Consider the following 18,892-nt stretch of genomic DNA (forward strand, 5'->3'; position numbering starts at 1 on the left):
GATGGCAACGGTAGTACTAACCCGCCCTCAAGGTAAAAATGAAGATTTAGCAACTGCCTTAGAAGAGCAAGGCGTAAATACATTAGTGCTACCTGCATTGAGCTTGAGTTCTACCATCACCGCGTTGCCCACTCACTATTTACCGGTCAATTTTGATTTACTGGTGTTTGTGAGTGCACAGGCGGCACGCTATTATTTGGCTGCCTTGGCTGCTGTAGGACAAACGTTTACAGCTAAGCAGCGTATTGCTACAGTAGGCGCTGCTAGTGCTCAACCCTTTTACGAAACTGGATTAGCTGATCGCGTACAGCTTATCCATCCACCCGCCGATCATCCCTATCAAGACTCGGAAGCTTTATGGGAGCTATTACAGCCGCAACTGGCTGAGTTTGATCAGATATTGTTAGTGCGTGGGCAGCAAGGGCGGGAATGGTTGAGTAATAAACTAATAGCTGCAGATAAAAAACTCACACATTGCTGTATTTATGAACGCCTACCAGCAATATGGAGTGCCAATGATATTACCTACTTACGACAGGCTTTAGCTCAGCCTAAAAATGTCACAATGTTACTAAGTAGCTCAGAAAGTACGCAGGCCATATATACTACTATTAACAACTTAGGTTTATTGCAGGCATGGTTACAAATTAATTTTGTCGCAATTCATCCTCGTATTGCAGAATGCTTACAAGACGTAACCGCCTTTTCAAGCACGCAGATCGCCGCACAAGTTACCTTATGCGCACCTAGCCAACCAGCTATGCTAGAGGCCCTGTTATCGGTAGCACTACCTACTAACGCTTAACGGATTTTAATCGAGTTATGAAAGATAAAAACGATAATACGCCCCAAGCGGATCAGGCTACGGTAAAAAAAACTGATCCAGTCCAGACAAAGACAAACTCTACTAATAAAAGCAAAAGTGCCACAGGTCCACTGCTTCTTACAGTTATTGCTGCTGCTTTATTAGTGGGTGGTACTTTATGGTATATACAAAAAAATCAAAAACAGTTGAGTGATCAATACGATTCTCAGTTACAGGCGCTAGTGCAGCAAACGAAAAAAAATGAGCGCCTAGTCAATGAAGCTCTCAGTGCTTCGCGTAATCAAGCGCAACAAATTCAACGTTTAAGTAATACCTTGGCCTACACCACAGAGCAACTCAATGATATTAAAGTGGCCGTGCAAACCATGTCGGCTTCTGACTCAGATATCATTATGTTAAATGACATCGAGCAGCTTATTACCTTAGCGCAACAGCAATTAATGATTGGTGGAAATTTGGCGAATGCCATTGTTTCCTTAGAAACGGCGCAAGCACGCTTAGCTCATGCTAATAGGCAAAGTTTAGCCACGTTGATGCAAACTATTAATGGCGATTTAGATCGCCTGCGAGCTGTGCAAGTGGCAGACGTGGCTACGGTTACCGCGCAGTTAAATCGTCTCAAAGAATTATTGAATGAAGCGCCTTTATATGTGCCTGATAGTAGAAATAGCAGCATTAATGGTGCTCAAGCTAGCAGTAATGGCATGGGAGCATCAGAGCTAGAGTCTGCTAAGGCAGAGAATTTGGCATCTGAAGATATAGATCCAAATGCACCATGGTGGCAACGTACATTAAATCAAGCTACAGACCTTACCCATAAAGGTTGGCAAACTATTAGTCAAGATTTAGGGCAATTTGTTAGCATAAGACGTATAGAAGACAGTGCTGCTTTATTGATGTCAGCAGATCAAGCAGATCGTTTTCGAGACAATCTAAGTTTGCGTGTCACCATGGCGCAATTGGCTTTGATGACCAAACAAACCGCAGTTTGGCAAACTGAGTTAGGCCATATTATTACGGCAGTAGAGCAGCGTTTTGATCCCTCTTTAGCCTTAACGCAACGTGCTCTTAGCTTAGCCACTAAGTTAGCAGACACAAATATCGATGTGAAACTGCCTTCTTTAGATAATAGCTTAGCGGCCATAGAAAGTTTGAAGCAAGCCGATCAAAATAAGTTAAAAGACGACATGGAAACCGAGGCTAACAAAGAAATAGAGGAAGCTACCAACCAAACAGCAGAGCCCACAGAAGCTGATCCCAAAGTAGAGCCTACAGTTACTACTGAGCAGGAGGCGTAAACCATGAGAACATGGATTTGGACGTTTATTGTTTTTGTGGCTGCTGTGGCATTAGCCTTAGTTTTACGTGAGCATAACGGCAATGTACTCATCGTAGCCCCACCTTGGCATGTAAGTTTTTCTATTACTTTTGGAGTATTGGGAGTAATTGCATTATTTGTGGTGCTTTATGCGCTGTTACGTTTCTTATCTTGGCTCACAGGTAGTCCAGAGCGTTTTAAGATTTGGCGCTCAAGGCGTGCAGAGCAACGCGATCAACATTTATTGCAAAATGGTTGGATTAGTGTGCTTGAAGGGCGTTATGCTCAAGCTGAGAAAGAGTTATCTAAATTGTTGGCCAAATCGCGCTCAAAAACTGCCAAGGTGGTAGCAGGTTTAGCAGCTGCCCAAGCTTCTCAGCATTTAGGAGAGTATCAACGTCGTGATGACTCCCTACATTTAGCACGTAAAAATGCGGGTAATGATGGACGTTTAAAATTAGCTTATGCTACGGCGGCAGCTGATATGCACTTAGATCAAGGGCAAGCGCAAGCCGCTATTGATTTACTGCAACCCGTACAAGATGCGAGCACCAGAAACTTTCAAGCGACGCGTTTGTTATTACGAGCATATAAACAAAAAAACGATTATGAACGAGTCTATGAGTTAACCCGTTTATTATTGCGTCGTAGCGCTATAGATAAAACCGAGGCATTAAATTATATTGAGTATGCTGCCGCTAAACGTATAACAGCCGCAACCAGTCCAGAGCAGTTTAAAACCATTTGGAGTGATTTGCGTACCGAGGAAAAAAATAGTGTGTTAGTGGCGTTGGCCGCCGCCCAGTTTTTAGGGCAGCAAGAAAAATACGATGAGATCGCTAAAATCCTAGAGTCGGCTTTGCAACAGCATTTTGTACCTGAATTGCTTAGTGCTTACGCAAGTTGTCCAGAGGGTGATTACAGCCGACGCTTAAGCAAAGCAGAAGAATGGTTGCAAAAGCATCCTCAAGATCCCGCACTATTAGCCACCTTAGGGCGGCTGTGTATTACCGGGCAGCTATGGGGGCAGGCGGAGCACTATTTAAAACGCAGCATGAAAATCCGTAATGATCTACGTATACATGCTTTACTCGGTCAGCTGTATGACGTGCTAGGTCGTCAAGAGGAGGCGACACATCATTGGCGTATTGCCTCTTTAGCCTTAGGAGCTTTGCCTATTATGCCGCCCACGCGTTTACTACCTGCTGCAGATTTGGATAATGATCCTACGCTGGTGGATGGTCATTTACTTGAAGAGCCTGAGTTAAAAGATGAGGCACTTCCCATGGCTGCGAGTGCAGTAGATAGTACAGTTTTTGAGAAATCTGTTTAATATTTATTTAACTTTTATTTTTAATTTTAATTTTCATATAAGGGGTAGTAATGAGCTTAACGAAACTTGGCTATGGTGAAAATGCGCCAGAAGAATTTAATGTAGTGGTTGAAATTCCTATGAATTCCGATCCGGTTAAATATGAGGTTGATGAAAGCACCGGCCTTATTATGGTGGATCGTTTTATGTTAGCAGCTATGCATTATCCCTGTAACTATGGCTATGTGCCGCAAACGATTTCTGCAGATGGTGATCCGGCTGATGTATTAGTGTTATCGCCTTTTCCTATTCAAGTGGGGGCTGTAGTTAAGTGTAGAGCGATTGGTGTGCTTAACATGGAAGACGAAGCCGGTGGTGATCCAAAAGTATTGGCGGTGCCGGTGACTAAGCTTTATCCTCCATATCGCCATTTAAATAACCCAAATGATCTACCACAAGAAGAATTAGACCGTCTTGTGCATTTCTTTGAGCGCTATAAAGATTTAGAAAAAGGTAAATGGGTCAAAGTGGAAGGCTGGGCTGATGCAGCAGCCGCTAAAGAGGAAATTCGTAGCAGCATAGAACGTTATAAGGCTGAGCAGTAATTAGCCAGTGCCTCATTTCCTATACTTATGAAAAAAGACGCTTCGGCGTCTTTTTTGTGTTTGTGTTACGAGTAGGAGCATTTAGTCTGTTGTGATTTTTACGAATAGGAAGAGTAATTAAAGTTTTGCATACTGAGTTTTAAGTCCTCATTCCTTTTTAAGACTTAGGGTATAACAATGCAAAACACAAATAGTAAAAAAATACGCAATAAGAAACAGCGGGGCCAAGGCATGGTGGAGTATGTCATTATTGTGGCCCTAGTGGCTATTGCCGCTATTGCTGTTTTTCAGCTTTTTGGGCAAGTGGTCCGATCACAAACCGCCGCCATGGCTAAAGAATTAGCGGGTGAAGATGGTACGGCTGAATCACAGAAAGCCCAAGATGCGGCTAGTCTAAGTACGGTACAAACAGACGCGAAGAGTTTGCAAAGCTTCACGGGTAATGCAGCACAAGCCGGTGGCCAGTAAAAACGAGCGCTAATGATGAGAAATCTACGGCTTAGCGCCCAGCAAACACAACGAGGACAGGTATTGGCCTTGGGGTTGGTGTTTGCCCTCTTACTTAGCTTAGTGCTGGTACGTTTTTTTTACGTGGGCCTGATTAATACGGCTGTGGTTCGACAGCGTCATGCTTTAGATGCAGCCACTTATAGTGGCGCTCTGATGCAAGCACAGGCTTTAAACTATGCTGCGTATTTAAATCGTGCTTATACTGGCCATCAAGTGGCCATGGCACATGTGATTACTATGGCTTCTTGGGCGCATTTTGCTGATACTGAGGCCACGCGTGTAGGAATGGGTAATCCGCCCGCCAGTTTGATTACTATGATGTTTGGGCCACAGCATGGAGCGGCCTATAGAGCGGCAACTTTGGCTACAGGGTCTCAGGTACATGCCTTAGCTAGTGGCAGTTTAGGTAAGGCGTTTAGGCAGCACGATGCTTTTAGTGCTGCCATACTACAGCCCGCTAGTCATGCCATTTATAGTCAGTTACCTCAATGGCGTGAAAATGTGATTCGGCAGGTATTACAAGATAATTATCCCGAATACGATTTTAACCCTCACAGCAAAGAGACACAGTTACAAATTAATAACGATAACTGGTTAGAACATGTAAGTTGGCAGGAAGCCCAATCCTTACGCCCTTGGTTAATGCATTTAGTAGAGCATTACGACTTTTTAGCTAATCGTAATCATACCGCCCGCAATGTTTGGGTGGTTGATCCACGCTGTCCGCATAAACGCCATGAGCTCCGGCGTAGAGGGCAAACGCAATTAGATGAGCGAGGGCAGTGGCAAGCTCAAGACACCCAATCTTTTCATGCCTTGCGCTCTAATCGGTGGATAGGTTGTTATTTCAGAGAATACCCCATGGGTTGGGCGTGGATTCCCAGCCAATCTAAGCAACTGCCAGCGGGTAGTTATAGCGATGAAGCTCCTGCGGATTTTTCACAACAAGATTTCTGGCGCTGGGTGCAAGAAAAAACCAATTGGAATATTTTTACTGGTAGTAGTAATCCTTTAGCTACTTCGTGGGCAAAAAAAGATCAAGTGCAATGGCAGGGCAAAGGGTTAAGCCAGTACTTAGACACCCTAACACCTAATACTACCGTGCGTTTTGAAACCCGCTTAAGACTAAAAGGACCTAGAGAGCAATGGTTATTAAGTGAAAGTGCGGCGGAAAGTTATTTTATACGGCCTACGATACGCAGTGATCAGCAACTAGAGCAAAACAATCTTTTTCATGCCTTTTGGCAGGCGAGGTTACAGCAGCCGGCATGGCAGCAGCGTTTTCAAGAGTTAGTAGGAGCAGGGCTATGACACAAATATCGCAGCGAGGTCAGGCAATTGTAGAAATGCTAGTGAGTATAGTGGCTATTTTAATGCTGTTTTGGGGGTTGTTGTGGTTACAGCGTTGGCAGCAAGTTAAGTTGCAAACTCAGCACCATGCGGCTTTACAAGCGTTTAAGTATAGTCATAGCTACGAGTTAGAGCAAAAGCAGGGAGAGTTAACCATAGCTTATTTGGCGGGGCTTTATAGCCCTATTGCTCATCAAGAGTACACGGAGCAACAGGCCTTAGGCGTGATGCCAGCACCACACCATTTTTTAGATTTAGCACAGCAAGAAGGACTATTAGGCGCTGCGCAGCGGTGGCGATTTAAAAGTACGGCACAAGGTGAAGGCATGCAGTTACAAAGTCAAACTAGCATATGGGTGGGGGCTGCCCATGCCAATTCTGATGAGCAAATAGTGAAGCGTTTGGAGGCGAGTACTTCTTTATGGAAATATGCTCAAAGAAACTCAATAAGAGCCATCAAAACACTGCAGCCAGTAGTAAGTCCAGTAGATGCGGCTTGGGGGCGTAAAACACCCAGTACAGATTGGCTACGCCCTTGGCAGGAATCAGTGCCAGCCCATCATTTTCACGGCAACTAAGGGGATAGCCATGAAATTAAACGGTGTAAAAGATTTTTTTGGATTTTTTTTAATGTATGTTTTTTTGTTACCAACTGCTTTTTCTCAGGAGTTGCCAACATTTACTGATTTACCTGTGCAATGGCAACCTCTGGAACGTTGGCAATGGCAAGGGCAGAAGTTATCGAGTCAACGTTTTAGCAGTAAACACGATGTGTTTATTGTGGCACAACAGATTCAAAAACATGCTGCTGGGATAAATTTACGAGTGCAACGTTTGGCCTCAGCATGGTTACTTAGTTTTGATCATGAACCGACAAAAAGCCATTATTTATTTTTATTATCAGCGCAATCCCACGGTACGGTGGGTTGGTTTTCTATCATGAGTTTAGTGAATACTCAAAACTCTACCGCTACTTTAGTTCCCACCACTTTGTTTACTGGGCTTTATGAAAATAGTTGGAGCATAGGTAATGTGGATGAAAATACGATAGATGAGCCACTCTATGTTTTATTGAAGCCTAAAAGCAGGAGTCAAAAGTTATGGCAGCAGCTAAATACACGTCTGTTGCAGTACGCTTGGCAAGGTGCATCTTGTCAGCGAGGGCAATGGTGTCAATGGCATAAGGGCTTGCAGAAAATTTGGTTTTGGGAGGATTCTCAGCTGGGTTTATGGCATGTATTGTGGTGGCCTAATCAATTAAGAGGTAAACAATGAAACAGTTTGCTGCGCATCATAAGGTTTTGGTTTGGTTAGTGTTTTGTGTGTTGTGTGGAGCTTTAGCTGCTTGGTCAGGTTACAGGTATTTACAGCAACAAAGTCAACGGCTTGAAGAGCAGGCTAAGCAGCCCACGGTAGATAGAGTGGTAGCCGCTTTTAATTTACCTGCGGGCACTGTGTTGCACGAAGAGCATTTAGCCGTGCGTTCTTTTCCTCAAACTGCTGTGGCCACTAATAGCTTAAGTCCCACACAGTATCAGCAAGTAATAGGTATGGCTTTACGCGGCGAGGTGACAGCGGGCGATATGATATTGCCCATACATATTTCACAAATTGTGGCTGATGCCTTTTCCACTCGACTGGCTGCAGGGCGTAGAGCTATCACCATGCCAGTAGATCAAATTAACTCCTTGGCAGGTTTGTTACAAGCGGGTGATTTAGTGGATTTGTATGTGAGTTTTGATCATCAGCGCCGTAAAATTACGGCGCCGCTCTTACAGGGTGTTTTGGTGTTGGCTACTGATGAGAGTACGGTGGATATGCCTATAGAGAGCGGAGGGCACTATGCCACAGTGACTTTTGATTTGGCACCGGAAGATGGTGCCAAGCTGGTGGCTGCTAGACAAACAGGAGTCATTACGGCGATGTTGCGTAACCCGCATGATGCCAGACTGTCTAATAAAGCAGTGCGAGGGGATTTGGCTACCTTACTGGGCGTAAATAAACCGAATGCTGAATTTAAAACCGTACCGATTATATACGGTAATAAAACTAGCAGACACGTACGTAGTTTAGATGCTACGCCAGTTGCCCCTCGTAGCGCGTTATTAGATATAGATACGCCCGAGCAGTTAAGTTTTCAGTATGAGGATAGCCATGCATTACTGGACTAGATGGAGTTTACGGTTTTTTTGGTTATTGTGTTTTATGTGCTGGCCAACGCTAGTAGGTGCACAGACCCAATGGCAATTACAAGTAGGAGAGATGCGGGTTTTATCAATACCTAATGTGGCACGCGTGGCAGTGGGTGATGGCCATGTGATTAATGCCGTAACTTCAGATGATAAGGAGGTGTTAGTTTTTGCACGTAATACAGGCAGCAGTAGCTTAACGATTTGGTTTGTTTCCGGGAAGCACCAAAGCTATCAAATACAAGTCAAAGAGCCCAGTGAGCAACATGCCTTGTCTGAGCTTAAACAGCTTTTACAGCGTATACCTAAGCTGACGGTAACTGAAGTAGGCGATACCGTAGTGGTAGAAGGAGAGCAGCTTAGTGCCCATCATAGGCAGCAATTAGAAGAGTTAAAAAGCCGTTATGCACAAATCGTAGATTTAAGTAGCTCTATGCCGTGGGAGCCCATGGTGTTATTAGATGTACAGGTATTAGAGCTGCCACGTAATTTTATGCGTGAGTTGGGGGTGCAATGGGCAGATCAAAGTGAGGGTGGGTTTAATATAGGTGCTGCCTGGGACGCAGGCAGTCACCGCTTACTTGATAGACCCGGAGAATTAGTGATGCCCATGCCATATAAACCAGGCGCCATGGCAGGCTATTTTGGCTTAAATGCTCTATTGTCATCGCGTATTAAGGCAATGACTCAGAGTGGTCAAGCGGTGGTTTTAGCTCAACCTCAGCTTTTGGCTCGCAGTGGTGCTACGGCTGAGTTTTTAGCAGGGGGGGAAGTACCTTATTCCACTACCGATAATAATGGCAATAGCAATACTTCTTTTAAGCCTTATGGTGTTTCGTTAAAAATCACTCCTTTTTTAGAAAATAATGGGGCTGTTCGCTCGCATGTGGATGTGGAGGTGAGTTCCATAGATCCCAGTTTATCTATTCCCACTGGACCTTCACTGAAAACGCGGCGTGCGAGCACCGAATTTAACGTGCAGTCTGGCCAAACCTTAGTACTTGCAGGTTTTATCTCACAAGATATGGCCGAAAATGTGAATGCTGTACCCGGCTTGGGCAATATGCCTATTTTAGGGGCGCTCTTTAAATCGAAACGTTATCAACGCAACGAAACGGAACTGGCTATTTTTGTGACGCCTGTATTAGTAGATGCACAGCATGAAGGGATACAGCAGCGTGCGCAACGCGCTCAACACATCGTGCAGGAATCTTTTACACAACCCGTACTGAATGTACCTTTGGCAAATAACACCTCTCTAGAAAATACAGTGAATACAGTTAAAAGCGGCTGGAATCCTTGGGCTGGAGAAGGTTCTCAGTGGCAAACAACGGGAGACAGTCATGCGCCTACACCTTGAGTTGCATTATCAAAATGGGCATAAACAGCAGCAATGTTATGTCTTACCTTTATGCATAGGTAAAGATCACACCATAAATCAATTAATCTTATCTGGTTGGCGGGTAGCTAAGCAGCACGCACGTTTTTTTATAGAAGGTCAAGCGGTGTATATAGAAGATTTTGGTAGTCTGCACGGCACCATTGTGAATGGAAAGCGCATTAGTCGATATGGACCCTTAGCCGTGGCAGATCAAATTGTGATTGGACCTTGTTTGTTATCGGTGGTGCAGTTAGAGCCGCAAGAATCGGTTATTAAGCAGACATTACAAGCTCAAGAATCAATCGTTATTAATAACATAAGTAAACCATCACTCTTATTACAAAAACGTTTACATCAACAGTTGGTGGCAGCTTTGGATTTGCGGCGTAAAGACATAGAAGAGTTATCTGATCAAGACTTACGTGAGCAAGTATCGCTGCATTTAGCTCAAATACTGGCTGAAGAACCCATAGATTCGAATATTGATCAACAGGATTTACTGCGTACTGTTATAGATGAGGCCATTGGTCTAGGTCCTTTAGAGCGCTTATTAGAGCAAGAGGATATTAGTGAAATAATGGTTAATGGGCATCAGCAAATATATATAGAACGCCAAGGTAAATGCGAGCTGAGCCCTTATGCATTTAGTAGCGAATCGGCTTTGCTAGCGGTAATAGACCGTATTGTTAGCCCTTTAGGGCGGCGTATAGATGATAGCTGGCCTATGGTAGATGCGCGTTTAAAAGATGGTTCCCGCGTTAATGCGGTAATTAACCCTATTGCGATCACTGGCCCTTGTTTAACCATTAGAAAATTCAGTAGAAAACGCTTAGATTTGGAGGATTTGTTAAATTTTCAGGCCTTGAACTCAGCCATGTCTTCTTTTTTAAAAGCCGCGGTAGAGCATAAGAAAAACATTCTGGTGGCCGGAGGCACGGGCAGTGGTAAAACCACTTTATTGAATATTTTATCGAATTACATTCCGGCTTCTGAACGCATTATTACCATTGAAGATGCAGCAGAGCTGCAGTTGCAAGAGGGTAATGTAGTGAGTCTAGAAGCCAGACCTAGTAATAGTGAAGGCAAAGGCTTAGTCACCATACGTGATTTGGTGCGCAATGCCTTGCGTATGCGGCCAGATCGTATAGTGGTGGGTGAGTGCAGAGGGGCGGAGGCCTTTGATATGTTGGCCGCCATGAATACCGGGCATGAAGGTTCACTTACCACTCTACACGCTAATAGCCCACGTGATGCTTTGGCACGTTTAGAAACGCTTATTTTAATGGCAGGCATGGATTTACCACTAGTTGCTGTGCGTGAACATATTGCCTCAGGCATACAAATCATAGTGCAGCAAGCTCGCTTAGCTGACGGCAGGCGTGTAATTAGCAGTATCAGTGAGATTACGGGAATAGAGAGTGGGCGTATACAAACACAAGATTTATTTTCTTTTGAACCGCAGCAACGGCGTTTTACGGCAGCCGGCCTGTTTCCTCAGTGCTTTGCAGAACAAAGCCGCTACCTAGAAGCGCATTGGTTTGATAATGCGTTTCTAGATTGAGGTGTTGTTATGTGGTTGTTTCTAGGTTTAATACTATTTTTTTTATTAATAACAGTTTTTATGTGGTATGTGCCCCCTTGGTTGTGGCGCCTTAGTCAGCAGCAAAAAAAGCAGTTTGAACAACGCTCTGAACATCATTTTGCAGCGAGTTTTGTTTTTTTGCGAGGTCAGGAAGTATTTAAGTTTTTTGTGGCCATATTACTCGTATTGTTATTTATTTTATGGCTTTTAGGAGCGAGGATTGTATTAGTATTTCTAGTCGTTTTAGGGTGTTTTTTATTATGGCCTTTGTATTTACGTATTTTAAAAAAACGGCGTTTAATGCACTTTGAAAAGCAATTTCCTGATTATTTATTGGCTTTAGCCGGCGCTTTACGTGCGGGTAGTAGTTTAGGGGTAGCTATGCAACGCATTACCCCCTTAAGTCACGCTCCTTTGTCTCAAGAAATGGGGTTATTGTTGCGTGAGCAACGCATGGGTATTGGTTTAGAGCAAGCCTTAGAGCAATTATATAAACGCATGCCTTGTGAGGGTAGCAGTTTGTTTAAATCCGCCATAACCGTTGCAGGTCAGAGTGGGGGTGGTTTGGCCGAGTTATTTGAAAGTATGGCACAGACCATCAGTAAACGGCTTTATGTAGAAGGACGCATACGTGCCTTAACTGCTCAAGGGCGTTTGCAAGCGTGGGTCATGGCTTTATTGCCTGTATTAGTAGGCGGGGCTTTGTATGTGATTGATTACGAGCTTATTGCTCCCTTATGGCAGCAGCGCTCAGGACAAATGATATTAGGACTTATGGTAGTTCTGGAGTTATTTGGATTGTGGCTTATCAGTAAAATTGTGAATGTCAGCCTTTAACTTTAATTAAGTGAAAAAGAGAGGTGGCAATATGTGGTTAGCTTTAAGCTTATTGTTTATCGTCGTGCTTATTGTGATGTTGTTTGCTGGGTTGTTGTGGCCATTATTATGGCAAGATAAAAATAAAACAGCGCTGACTGCAGAGCAACCTCCACGCTGGTTTACGCCTTGGTGGAATTATTGGCTTTATGTTACCTCGCCTTTATTAAATTGGCGTCACAAGCAGCGCTTACAGCATTTAATAGCACAAGCGGGGCAGAATGTAGCGCATGTTGAACAGGTGTTTGCACAGCAATGCTTGGCTTTTATGCTTGGCTTTGTTTTTAGTGTAGCCCTGCTTGGGTGGATAGGTGTTGGGTTCTTATCTGCTTTACCATTGCATCTGGGATTAAGTGTATTGCTATACTGGTATCCTGTGTCTTTGTTGCGTCACAGTATAAAACAACAACAATTACAGCTACAGCGTGATTTCCCTTTTATGCTGGATTTGCTTACGTTAAGTATAGAGGCTGGCATGGGGATTTTAAGTGCTTTGCAGATTTGTGTGAGGCAGTTACCACCGCATGCTTTAAGGCGTCATTTGCAGACTACGCTTGATGATTTGCGTACTGGTTTAAGCCGTGAGCAGGCGTTTACGCGTTTTGCTGAACGCACGGATCTTGACGAGGCGCATGCTTTTGTAGCTGCCCTGCAGCAATCATTTGAGTTGGGAGGCAGTTTAGGGCCTTTATTAAGGCAGCAAGCCGAACAACGGCGTCAGGATCGGTTTTTACGCGCTGAAAAGAAAGCTTTAGAAGCTCCCGTTAAAATGTTGTTGCCCTTAGTAGTGTGTATTTTCCCTTGCACTTTTCTAGTCATTGGCTATCCGTTATTTTTTCAATTATCGCAAAGTTTATAATCTTACAACCGATGACGAATATTTATGAGGCCAAAGGTTTTTGGGCGCGTAGTTATGGCTGGCATCGTTTTGCTACACAGCATTCTCAGCACTGGCTTTTTTTCCCACGTTGTCAAGCGGTGCATAGTATGGGCTTAGCCGTGCCTCTTTGGTTGCTTTTTGTAGATAGTGAAGGCAGGGCGCTAACTGAATGGCGTTATTTAAAGCCTAATCGGTTTTCTTGGCATCAAGGTGCCTATGGGGTCATAGAAACCACAATGAGCTCATATAAAAAACGCCACCAGAAGCAGGCGGCGTTATTACATAGAGATTGGTTAAGGCGTACTATTGCATGGGAGGTGGATTGTTTTGGCCAAAAATACTACGGAAAATAGGGTAAAAGTTACTATAAAGCACAGCCATCATTAAGAGGTTTAATGGCATGAGTAAAAAGTAAGCCCACGAAGGCTCTAAGGTAGCAAATAACATATTTGCTATAAACTGTAAGGCAAAATAAATGGCTGCCCAGGCAATACCAAATACAATTAAGGCTCCTTTATTGCGCCAGCAAGCCACCATGGAATAAAACAACGCCTTTTTAAGAGGAATCTGATACCAACCCATTAAGGCGGGAGCATGCCAAAATAATATAGAAATACCAAGGTATAAAATACCAAAGAGTATGAAAGGAGTTCGTACCGCCGCCATGACTTGCGTAGGTTCCATCGTATCACCTGACATAGCGGCCATAATACTATTGGTAAAGGGTAATACAGAAACGAAGCCGGCTAATAAACAAAAGCCTAGATAGACAACTCCTAATTTAAAGAGAGCTGCTCTAGTTTCCTTTTTTTTCAAAGGAGCTAGCCACATATTGGGTAACATGGACTTGCCACGTTCTATATTTAAGCAGGCATTTAAAGCAATAAAGCCTAAGGCAGGGGTAGCTATAATTAACGCTAGTTGCCCCACTAAAGGGATCAAATAGCTAATGTTAATTAGTAAGCTAGTCATAAGGCTCCAGAAAAGCATGGCCATGGGTTGTTGCTTAAATATAGCCCACCCTTGTACTAGCCAAGCCCCGCCGTAACTCATAGGTAAATGTGCTGCTTGCATAGTGATGTGTTATTCCTGAGCTAACAATTCATTGAAGGAGCAGGGGTACTGACGGCGTTGATAAAGTACACGCTCAAAGTGAGTGGGATCGTGTGGAGTGAGGCTTTGAGCTGGGCGGGGCATAAAATAATCATAGAGCCTAGATACCCAAAAACGCAGTGCGGCCGCTTGTAAGATAGTAGGCCATGCGGTTTTTTCTGCCATAGTGAAAGGGCGTACTTCTTCGTAAGCTCGTAGCCATGTCGTTAGTAAAGCGGGTTTAAACTTACCAGTATCACGCTCAATACACCAGTCATTTACGCTGACTGCAATATCAAAGATCCACGCATCACACCCTGCAAAGTAAAAATCAATAAATCCGCCCATTACGGGTTGTTCTGCTGAGCCAGCAAATAATACATTATCACGAAACAAGTCACAGTGAGCGGGCCCAGTGGGCAGCTCTTTGTATATATTGCTAGTAAAGAACTGTTGTTGTTCGGCTAGAGCGCTTTGGATGAGTTCTGTTTGACTCTCAGATAAAAAAGGCAGTAGGTTTGGAATCGTTTTTTCCCACCAAGGTAAACTACGTAAATTAGGCTGAGAGAGGGGGTAGTCTTGGGCGGCTAAATGCATTTGCGCTAGCGTGCGTGCAGCTAAAGCACAATGCGCAGCATTGGGTTCGGGCACAAAGCTGCCTGTTAAGCGTGTCACAATAGAACAAGGTTTATTGTGTAGTGTAGTAATGCGCTTGCCATTTTTTAAGGTTTGAGGTGAAGGCACAGGCAGACCTTTTTGAGCTAAATGGTGCATAAGCTCTATATAAAAAGGTAGCTGTTCATGGTTTAATACTTCAAACAGCGTAAGTACGTATTCGCCGGTAGTGGTGGTTAAAAAATAGTTAGTGTTTTCAATGCCGGCACTTATGCCTCGTAAGGAGAGTAGTTCACCCAGCTCGTAGTGAAGTAATAAAGTGCGCGCATCGGCGTCGCTGACAGGAGTAAAAACAGCCATGGTGTTGTTTCAGTAGTTAATTTAAAAAATACAGGCCTAGCCAAGCAGCTTGTTATTATAGGTCAATATATATAGGTATGTTGTGAGTCTACATTCAAATATCGCTCTAAGCCAATCTAATCCTTTACCTGAGCCGAGTCCGTGGGCATTATGCGTGGCACCCATGATCGATGTGACAGATAGGTACTGCCGCTATTTTCATCGGCTATTAGCGCCTAATGCTCGTCTTTACACCGAGATGATTACTACAGGAGCTCTACAGTACGGTAATGTAGAGCGTCATTTACACTTTGATAGTAGTGAACACCCTGTAGCCTTGCAGTTAGGAGGTAGTGATCGTGATGCTTTAGCCTACAGTGCAAAACTCGGTGAGCAATGGGGGTATGATGAGATTAATCTTAATTGTGGCTGCCCGTCTGATCGTGTTTTAAAAGGCTCTTTTGGTGCTATTTTGATGAGTCAGCCATTAGTAGTGGCGGATTGCATTAAAGCCATGCAGGATGCAGTGAGTGTGCCTGTTACAGTTAAGCACCGTATGGGCTTAGACTATAACGATTCTTATGATTTTGTCCATGATTTCGTAGGTATACTTCATAGCGTAGGCGTGCGCGTATTTATTGTGCATGCGCGTAATGCTGTTTTAAAAGGGTTGTCTCCTAAAGAAAATCGTGATGTACCGCCATTACGTTACGACATGGCAGCGCAGCTACGGCACGATTTTCCTGACGCTACTTTTGTGCTGAATGGGGGCATTAATACAGCTGCAGAAGTAAGCACGCATTTAACAACTTTTGATGGCGTGATGATTGGGCGTGCGGCGTGGCATACGCCGGCAGTATTGAGTCAAATGCACGATGTGATTTGGCCCAAAGTAGAGCGTTTAAGTGAAGAAGCCATAGTTCAGCGCATGCATGAGTATTTAGTAACTGAAATGGCTAGTGGTACTAGGCCACGCCAAATCATTAAAGCTATGCTTGGATGGGCCCACGGCAGAAAGGGCGCACGCCAATGGCGCCGCTATTTATCTGACCCCCAGCAAATGGCACGTAATGATGCGGATGTGCTTTTAGAGGCTTGGCAGCAACTGCAGCAGGCAGCAGTGTCTGAAGACCACCTTACTGACTCCGTGCTGCCGTTAACTCAGCGCTAAGCAGGCGAACTAAATCCCTAGCGGGAAGTGCTCTTGCTAAGGGGGCACCTTGGCCTGCCCAGTGGGCAGCGAAGTCATGATTGCCTTGCTGGCTTGCAGCGGCATGCAACGCTTTGGCAGCGCTATATGCGATAGGGTAGTCAGGTAGAGAATCGCTAAACTCTGAAATTTCACTATGCATACGGTTTTTAATACCACGAGCGGGTCGTCCTGATATTACTGCAGTAATCGCTGTTTCTAAGGCGGCTGCACTTTGCAAAGTGGCTTTGTAGTTTGTATCGGCTGCTGATTCAGGGCATAAGATAAAAGCAGTACCCATTTGCACACCATCAGCACCTAATTGTAAGGCTGCGGCAATACCAGCGCCATTCATAATACCGCCTGCCGCAATAATAGGTATGGTTAAGTGCTGTTGAAGTAAAGCCACCAAAGCCAGAAGACCTATCGCTTGGTCTTGATTTGGGGCTGGATCAAATACTCCGCGATGCCCACCGGCTTCTATACCTTGAGCTATAACTGCATCTACGCCCGCTTGCTGTAAAGCTAACGCTTCAGAAAGATTGGTAGCACAACCCCAAATTTGGATATCTGCTTGCCTTAAGGCTTGAATGGCGACAGGTTCAGGCAAACCAAAGTGAAAGCTAACAACAGCAGGACGCTCATAACACAGCATATCTATAAGCTCGGGGTTTTGTAGTGCCGTTTGATAGGAAGCCTGTAAGTGTTTTGGAGGCCTTACCGAAAACTCAGCAAAATAAGGTTCTAATAAGGTCAACCACTGCTGCTCTATAGCGGGGTAGGGCTGTGCCGGCTGGTGACAAAAGAAATTAACATTAAACGGTTTATCTGTTACAGCTTTTAGAGCCTGTATTTGTGTTCGGGCGTGGGCTGTAGATACATGTCCTAAACCCAAAGAACCCAAGGCTCCCGCTTCACTAACCGCAGCAGCTAGAGCCACGGTAGAAACGCCCGCCATAGGAGCCTGGATTACCGGCAACATAAGCTCAAATTGAGTTGATAAATAAGCCATTTAACTATTACCCATTAGCTTTCAACTCGGTCTGTAGGCCAGTCACGTATGTAGGCTTTGAGCATATTGTTTTCAAATTGCTTAGCTTCTACGATGGCTTTGGCAATATCATAAAAAGAAATAACACCTTGTAGTACTGGACCATCCATGACCGGTAAGTAACGTGCATGCTTTTCTAAAATTAAACGCTGTACTTCATCGGCATTAGTATTAGGCGTAACACTAATAGGGGCATCATTCATAATGCTACGAATGGTGTAATGACTGGCTTCACAACCTTTGGTATGTAAATGACGAATAATCTCTCTAAACGTCACCATACCGACTAATTCACCGTGATCCATTACCACTAAAGAACCTATATCTTGCTCACTCATGATTTCCATCGCTCTATTAATGGGCATATCTGGGTTAGCGGTGTAAAGAATATTGCCCTTTACACGTAGTATTTCACTGACCTTTAGCATAACTATCTCCTAAATCTTGAATTGCATTACGCGTTTGTTGTTGTATTTGCTCACTAAGTTGCACTATTTTATCAGGATTGCTTAGTAAGGTTTCTAAGTTGATGGCAGGGTTAGCCATGGTTGCATTAATAAAAGCCACCATACTTTCAGCAGTGGGGTTGTCTGCTTGAGCGCGGTCTATGAGTAGCGTATCCACCAAAGGGGCCAAGGGAGTGGTAGCAGGATCACAAGCTAATACCCATCTTTCCTCCTCATTAACCATAGTATTTACAATGTAATCGTGTTTTTTGAGAGTTTCTAGTAGTGGAGAAAGCTCGGAGGAATCACGTTTTAACGCTTGGCTGATTTCATCTAGCTTAAGCCCTATGGGCGTGTGGTTTCGCTTTTTCCATAATAACGCAAGCATAGAAATGGCGTTTATGTATTTTGCACCCGCATATTGATTCGTTACCCATTTACGGCTGCGTAAATTAGGCAAAATAGCCGCCAAGCTAGCGCCCAGTAATACCACTAACCAAGAGAGGTAAATCCACATTAAAAAAATAGGCACAATGGCAAAGGCGCCATAAATCAAAGTGTAAGTCGGGAACTTGGCAATATAAAATGCAAAACCACGTTTGAGTATTTCTAAGGCAATCGTCGTGGCTAAGCCGCCTGCTAACGCATCGAGCCATTTCACTTTGCAGTTAGGCACATACACAAAAAGAGCGGTAAAAGCGACAGTGGTGATGAGAAAAGGGAGTAGTGATAGAGTGAAGGTGAGCAGTGTAGAAAGGTCTCCTATGTAGCCCATGGACTCCTGAGCCAGGATGCTGCTGGCCCACAAGCTAGCACCACCTAATATTGGCCCTAAAGACACCACAGCCCAATACACTAAAATACGTTGTCCTATAGGGCGTTTTTCTGTTACTAACCAAATGTCATTAAAGGTTTGATCAATGGTAGAAAGCAGCATGATGGAAGTGACTATCAGAAACAAACTGCCAATAGCCGTTAAACTGGATGCTTTTTCTGCAAAGAGGTTCAAATATTCCATGATATTTGCAGACACTACCTCAGGCATTAAGTTAGATGTTAAAAAACCTTGTAGAGCATCCCTAAACTCATTAAATAGAGGAAAGGCTGTAAACAAAGCTAACACAACTGCCAGTAATGGCACTATCGCCAAAATGGTGGTAAAGGTTAGACTAGAGGCAACTTGCGTAAGATTACGTTGTATGAGGCGCTGTATAATAAAACCTGCGCTCTCCTTAGTCTTGTTCCACCATGTGGGCTCAGCATTTGCTGTTTGTATATTCGTACTCGTTTGTGTATTCGTACTCATAAATACTCTGTGATCATTGATAATA

Annotated in this window: 20 protein-coding genes; 15 read left to right on the top strand and 5 right to left on the bottom strand. The window is 44.1% G+C overall.

Annotated features, from left to right (window positions below; genetic code table 11):
• Position 1: 1 nt before the first annotated feature.
• The 14 genes from AC2UZJ_RS08410 (at position 2) to AC2UZJ_RS08475 (ending at position 13,182) form a co-directional block, all read left to right on the top strand.
• Positions 2–805: a uroporphyrinogen-III synthase gene (locus tag AC2UZJ_RS08410; protein WP_486949697.1), complete on the top strand. Its 804-nt coding sequence runs from the start codon at positions 2–4 to the stop codon at positions 803–805.
• A 17-nt stretch (positions 806–822) separates the two neighbouring features.
• Positions 823–2,124 carry a uroporphyrinogen-III C-methyltransferase gene (locus AC2UZJ_RS08415; protein WP_486949698.1) on the top strand — a complete coding sequence of 434 codons (1,302 nt, stop codon included), beginning with the start codon at positions 823–825 and terminating at the stop codon, positions 2,122–2,124.
• A gap of 3 nt (positions 2,125–2,127) precedes the next feature.
• On the top strand, positions 2,128–3,477 hold the full coding sequence (locus AC2UZJ_RS08420) for a heme biosynthesis HemY N-terminal domain-containing protein (RefSeq protein WP_486949699.1): 1,350 nt from the start codon (positions 2,128–2,130) through the stop codon (positions 3,475–3,477).
• Positions 3,478–3,527: 50 nt separating this feature from the next.
• Positions 3,528–4,061: an inorganic diphosphatase gene (gene ppa, locus AC2UZJ_RS08425; protein ID WP_486949700.1), complete on the top strand. Its 534-nt coding sequence runs from the start codon at positions 3,528–3,530 to the stop codon at positions 4,059–4,061.
• A 177-nt stretch (positions 4,062–4,238) separates the two neighbouring features.
• Complete coding sequence (locus tag AC2UZJ_RS08430; RefSeq protein ID WP_486949701.1) at positions 4,239–4,529, top strand: hypothetical protein; 291 nt, start codon at positions 4,239–4,241, stop codon at positions 4,527–4,529.
• A 12-nt stretch (positions 4,530–4,541) separates the two neighbouring features.
• The gene (locus AC2UZJ_RS08435; protein ID WP_486949702.1) at positions 4,542–5,882 is read left to right on the top strand and encodes a hypothetical protein; all 1,341 of its coding nucleotides are present in this window, start codon (positions 4,542–4,544) and stop codon (positions 5,880–5,882) included.
• Positions 5,879–6,499, top strand: a complete 621-nt coding sequence (locus AC2UZJ_RS08440) for a hypothetical protein (RefSeq protein ID WP_486949703.1) — start codon at positions 5,879–5,881, stop codon at positions 6,497–6,499. Before AC2UZJ_RS08435 ends, AC2UZJ_RS08440 begins: the two co-directional genes overlap by 4 nt.
• A 91-nt stretch (positions 6,500–6,590) precedes the next feature.
• Positions 6,591–7,196: a hypothetical protein gene (locus tag AC2UZJ_RS08445; protein ID WP_486949704.1), complete on the top strand. Its 606-nt coding sequence runs from the start codon at positions 6,591–6,593 to the stop codon at positions 7,194–7,196.
• Complete coding sequence (cpaB, locus tag AC2UZJ_RS08450; RefSeq protein ID WP_486949705.1) at positions 7,193–8,092, top strand: Flp pilus assembly protein CpaB; 900 nt, start codon at positions 7,193–7,195, stop codon at positions 8,090–8,092. Before AC2UZJ_RS08445 ends, cpaB begins: the two co-directional genes overlap by 4 nt.
• Positions 8,076–9,470 carry a type II and III secretion system protein family protein gene (locus tag AC2UZJ_RS08455; protein ID WP_486949706.1) on the top strand — a complete coding sequence of 465 codons (1,395 nt, stop codon included), beginning with the start codon at positions 8,076–8,078 and terminating at the stop codon, positions 9,468–9,470. The genes cpaB and AC2UZJ_RS08455 overlap by 17 nt, the downstream gene beginning before the upstream one ends.
• Entirely contained in the window at positions 9,454–11,052 is a 1,599-nt protein-coding gene (locus tag AC2UZJ_RS08460; RefSeq protein ID WP_486949707.1) for a TadA family conjugal transfer-associated ATPase, read from the top strand. Before AC2UZJ_RS08455 ends, AC2UZJ_RS08460 begins: the two co-directional genes overlap by 17 nt.
• Positions 11,053–11,112: 60 nt before the next feature.
• Positions 11,113–11,910: a type II secretion system F family protein gene (locus AC2UZJ_RS08465; RefSeq protein WP_486949708.1), complete on the top strand. Its 798-nt coding sequence runs from the start codon at positions 11,113–11,115 to the stop codon at positions 11,908–11,910.
• 31 nt (positions 11,911–11,941) lie between these two features.
• On the top strand, positions 11,942–12,808 hold the full coding sequence (locus AC2UZJ_RS08470; protein ID WP_486949709.1) for a type II secretion system F family protein: 867 nt from the start codon (positions 11,942–11,944) through the stop codon (positions 12,806–12,808).
• A gap of 11 nt (positions 12,809–12,819) precedes the next feature.
• Complete coding sequence (locus AC2UZJ_RS08475; RefSeq protein WP_486949710.1) at positions 12,820–13,182, top strand: hypothetical protein; 363 nt, start codon at positions 12,820–12,822, stop codon at positions 13,180–13,182.
• On the opposite strand, the gene AC2UZJ_RS08480 is transcribed toward AC2UZJ_RS08475, so the two are convergent.
• Complete coding sequence (locus tag AC2UZJ_RS08480) at positions 13,133–13,903, bottom strand: BPSS1780 family membrane protein (RefSeq protein ID WP_486949711.1); 771 nt, start codon at positions 13,901–13,903, stop codon at positions 13,133–13,135. The genes AC2UZJ_RS08475 and AC2UZJ_RS08480 overlap by 50 nt on opposite strands.
• 9 nt (positions 13,904–13,912) lie before the next feature.
• A complete protein-coding gene (locus tag AC2UZJ_RS08485) occupies positions 13,913–14,896 on the bottom strand; it encodes a homoserine kinase (protein ID WP_486949712.1) in 984 nt (327 codons plus the stop codon).
• 82 nt (positions 14,897–14,978) lie between these two features.
• Between AC2UZJ_RS08485 and dusA the strand changes: the two genes are divergently transcribed.
• Positions 14,979–16,046 carry a tRNA dihydrouridine(20/20a) synthase DusA gene (gene dusA / locus AC2UZJ_RS08490; protein WP_486949713.1) on the top strand — a complete coding sequence of 356 codons (1,068 nt, stop codon included), beginning with the start codon at positions 14,979–14,981 and terminating at the stop codon, positions 16,044–16,046.
• Here dusA and AC2UZJ_RS08495 read toward each other — a convergent pair.
• The 3 genes from AC2UZJ_RS08495 to AC2UZJ_RS08505 are packed head-to-tail and all read right to left on the bottom strand — an operon-like array spanning position 16,012 to position 18,867.
• A complete protein-coding gene (locus AC2UZJ_RS08495; RefSeq protein ID WP_486949714.1) occupies positions 16,012–17,076 on the bottom strand; it encodes an NAD(P)H-dependent flavin oxidoreductase in 1,065 nt (354 codons plus the stop codon). The two genes, dusA and AC2UZJ_RS08495, sit on opposite strands and share 35 nt — an antisense overlap.
• A 14-nt stretch (positions 17,077–17,090) precedes the next feature.
• A complete protein-coding gene (locus AC2UZJ_RS08500; RefSeq protein ID WP_486949715.1) occupies positions 17,091–17,543 on the bottom strand; it encodes a CBS domain-containing protein in 453 nt (150 codons plus the stop codon).
• Positions 17,527–18,867 carry a YihY family inner membrane protein gene (locus AC2UZJ_RS08505; protein ID WP_486949716.1) on the bottom strand — a complete coding sequence of 447 codons (1,341 nt, stop codon included), beginning with the start codon at positions 18,865–18,867 and terminating at the stop codon, positions 17,527–17,529. Before AC2UZJ_RS08505 ends, AC2UZJ_RS08500 begins: the two co-directional genes overlap by 17 nt.
• Positions 18,868–18,892: the final 25 nt, after the last annotated feature.

The sequence above is a fragment of the Paenalcaligenes sp. DL 309 genome (genome assembly GCF_057475285.1).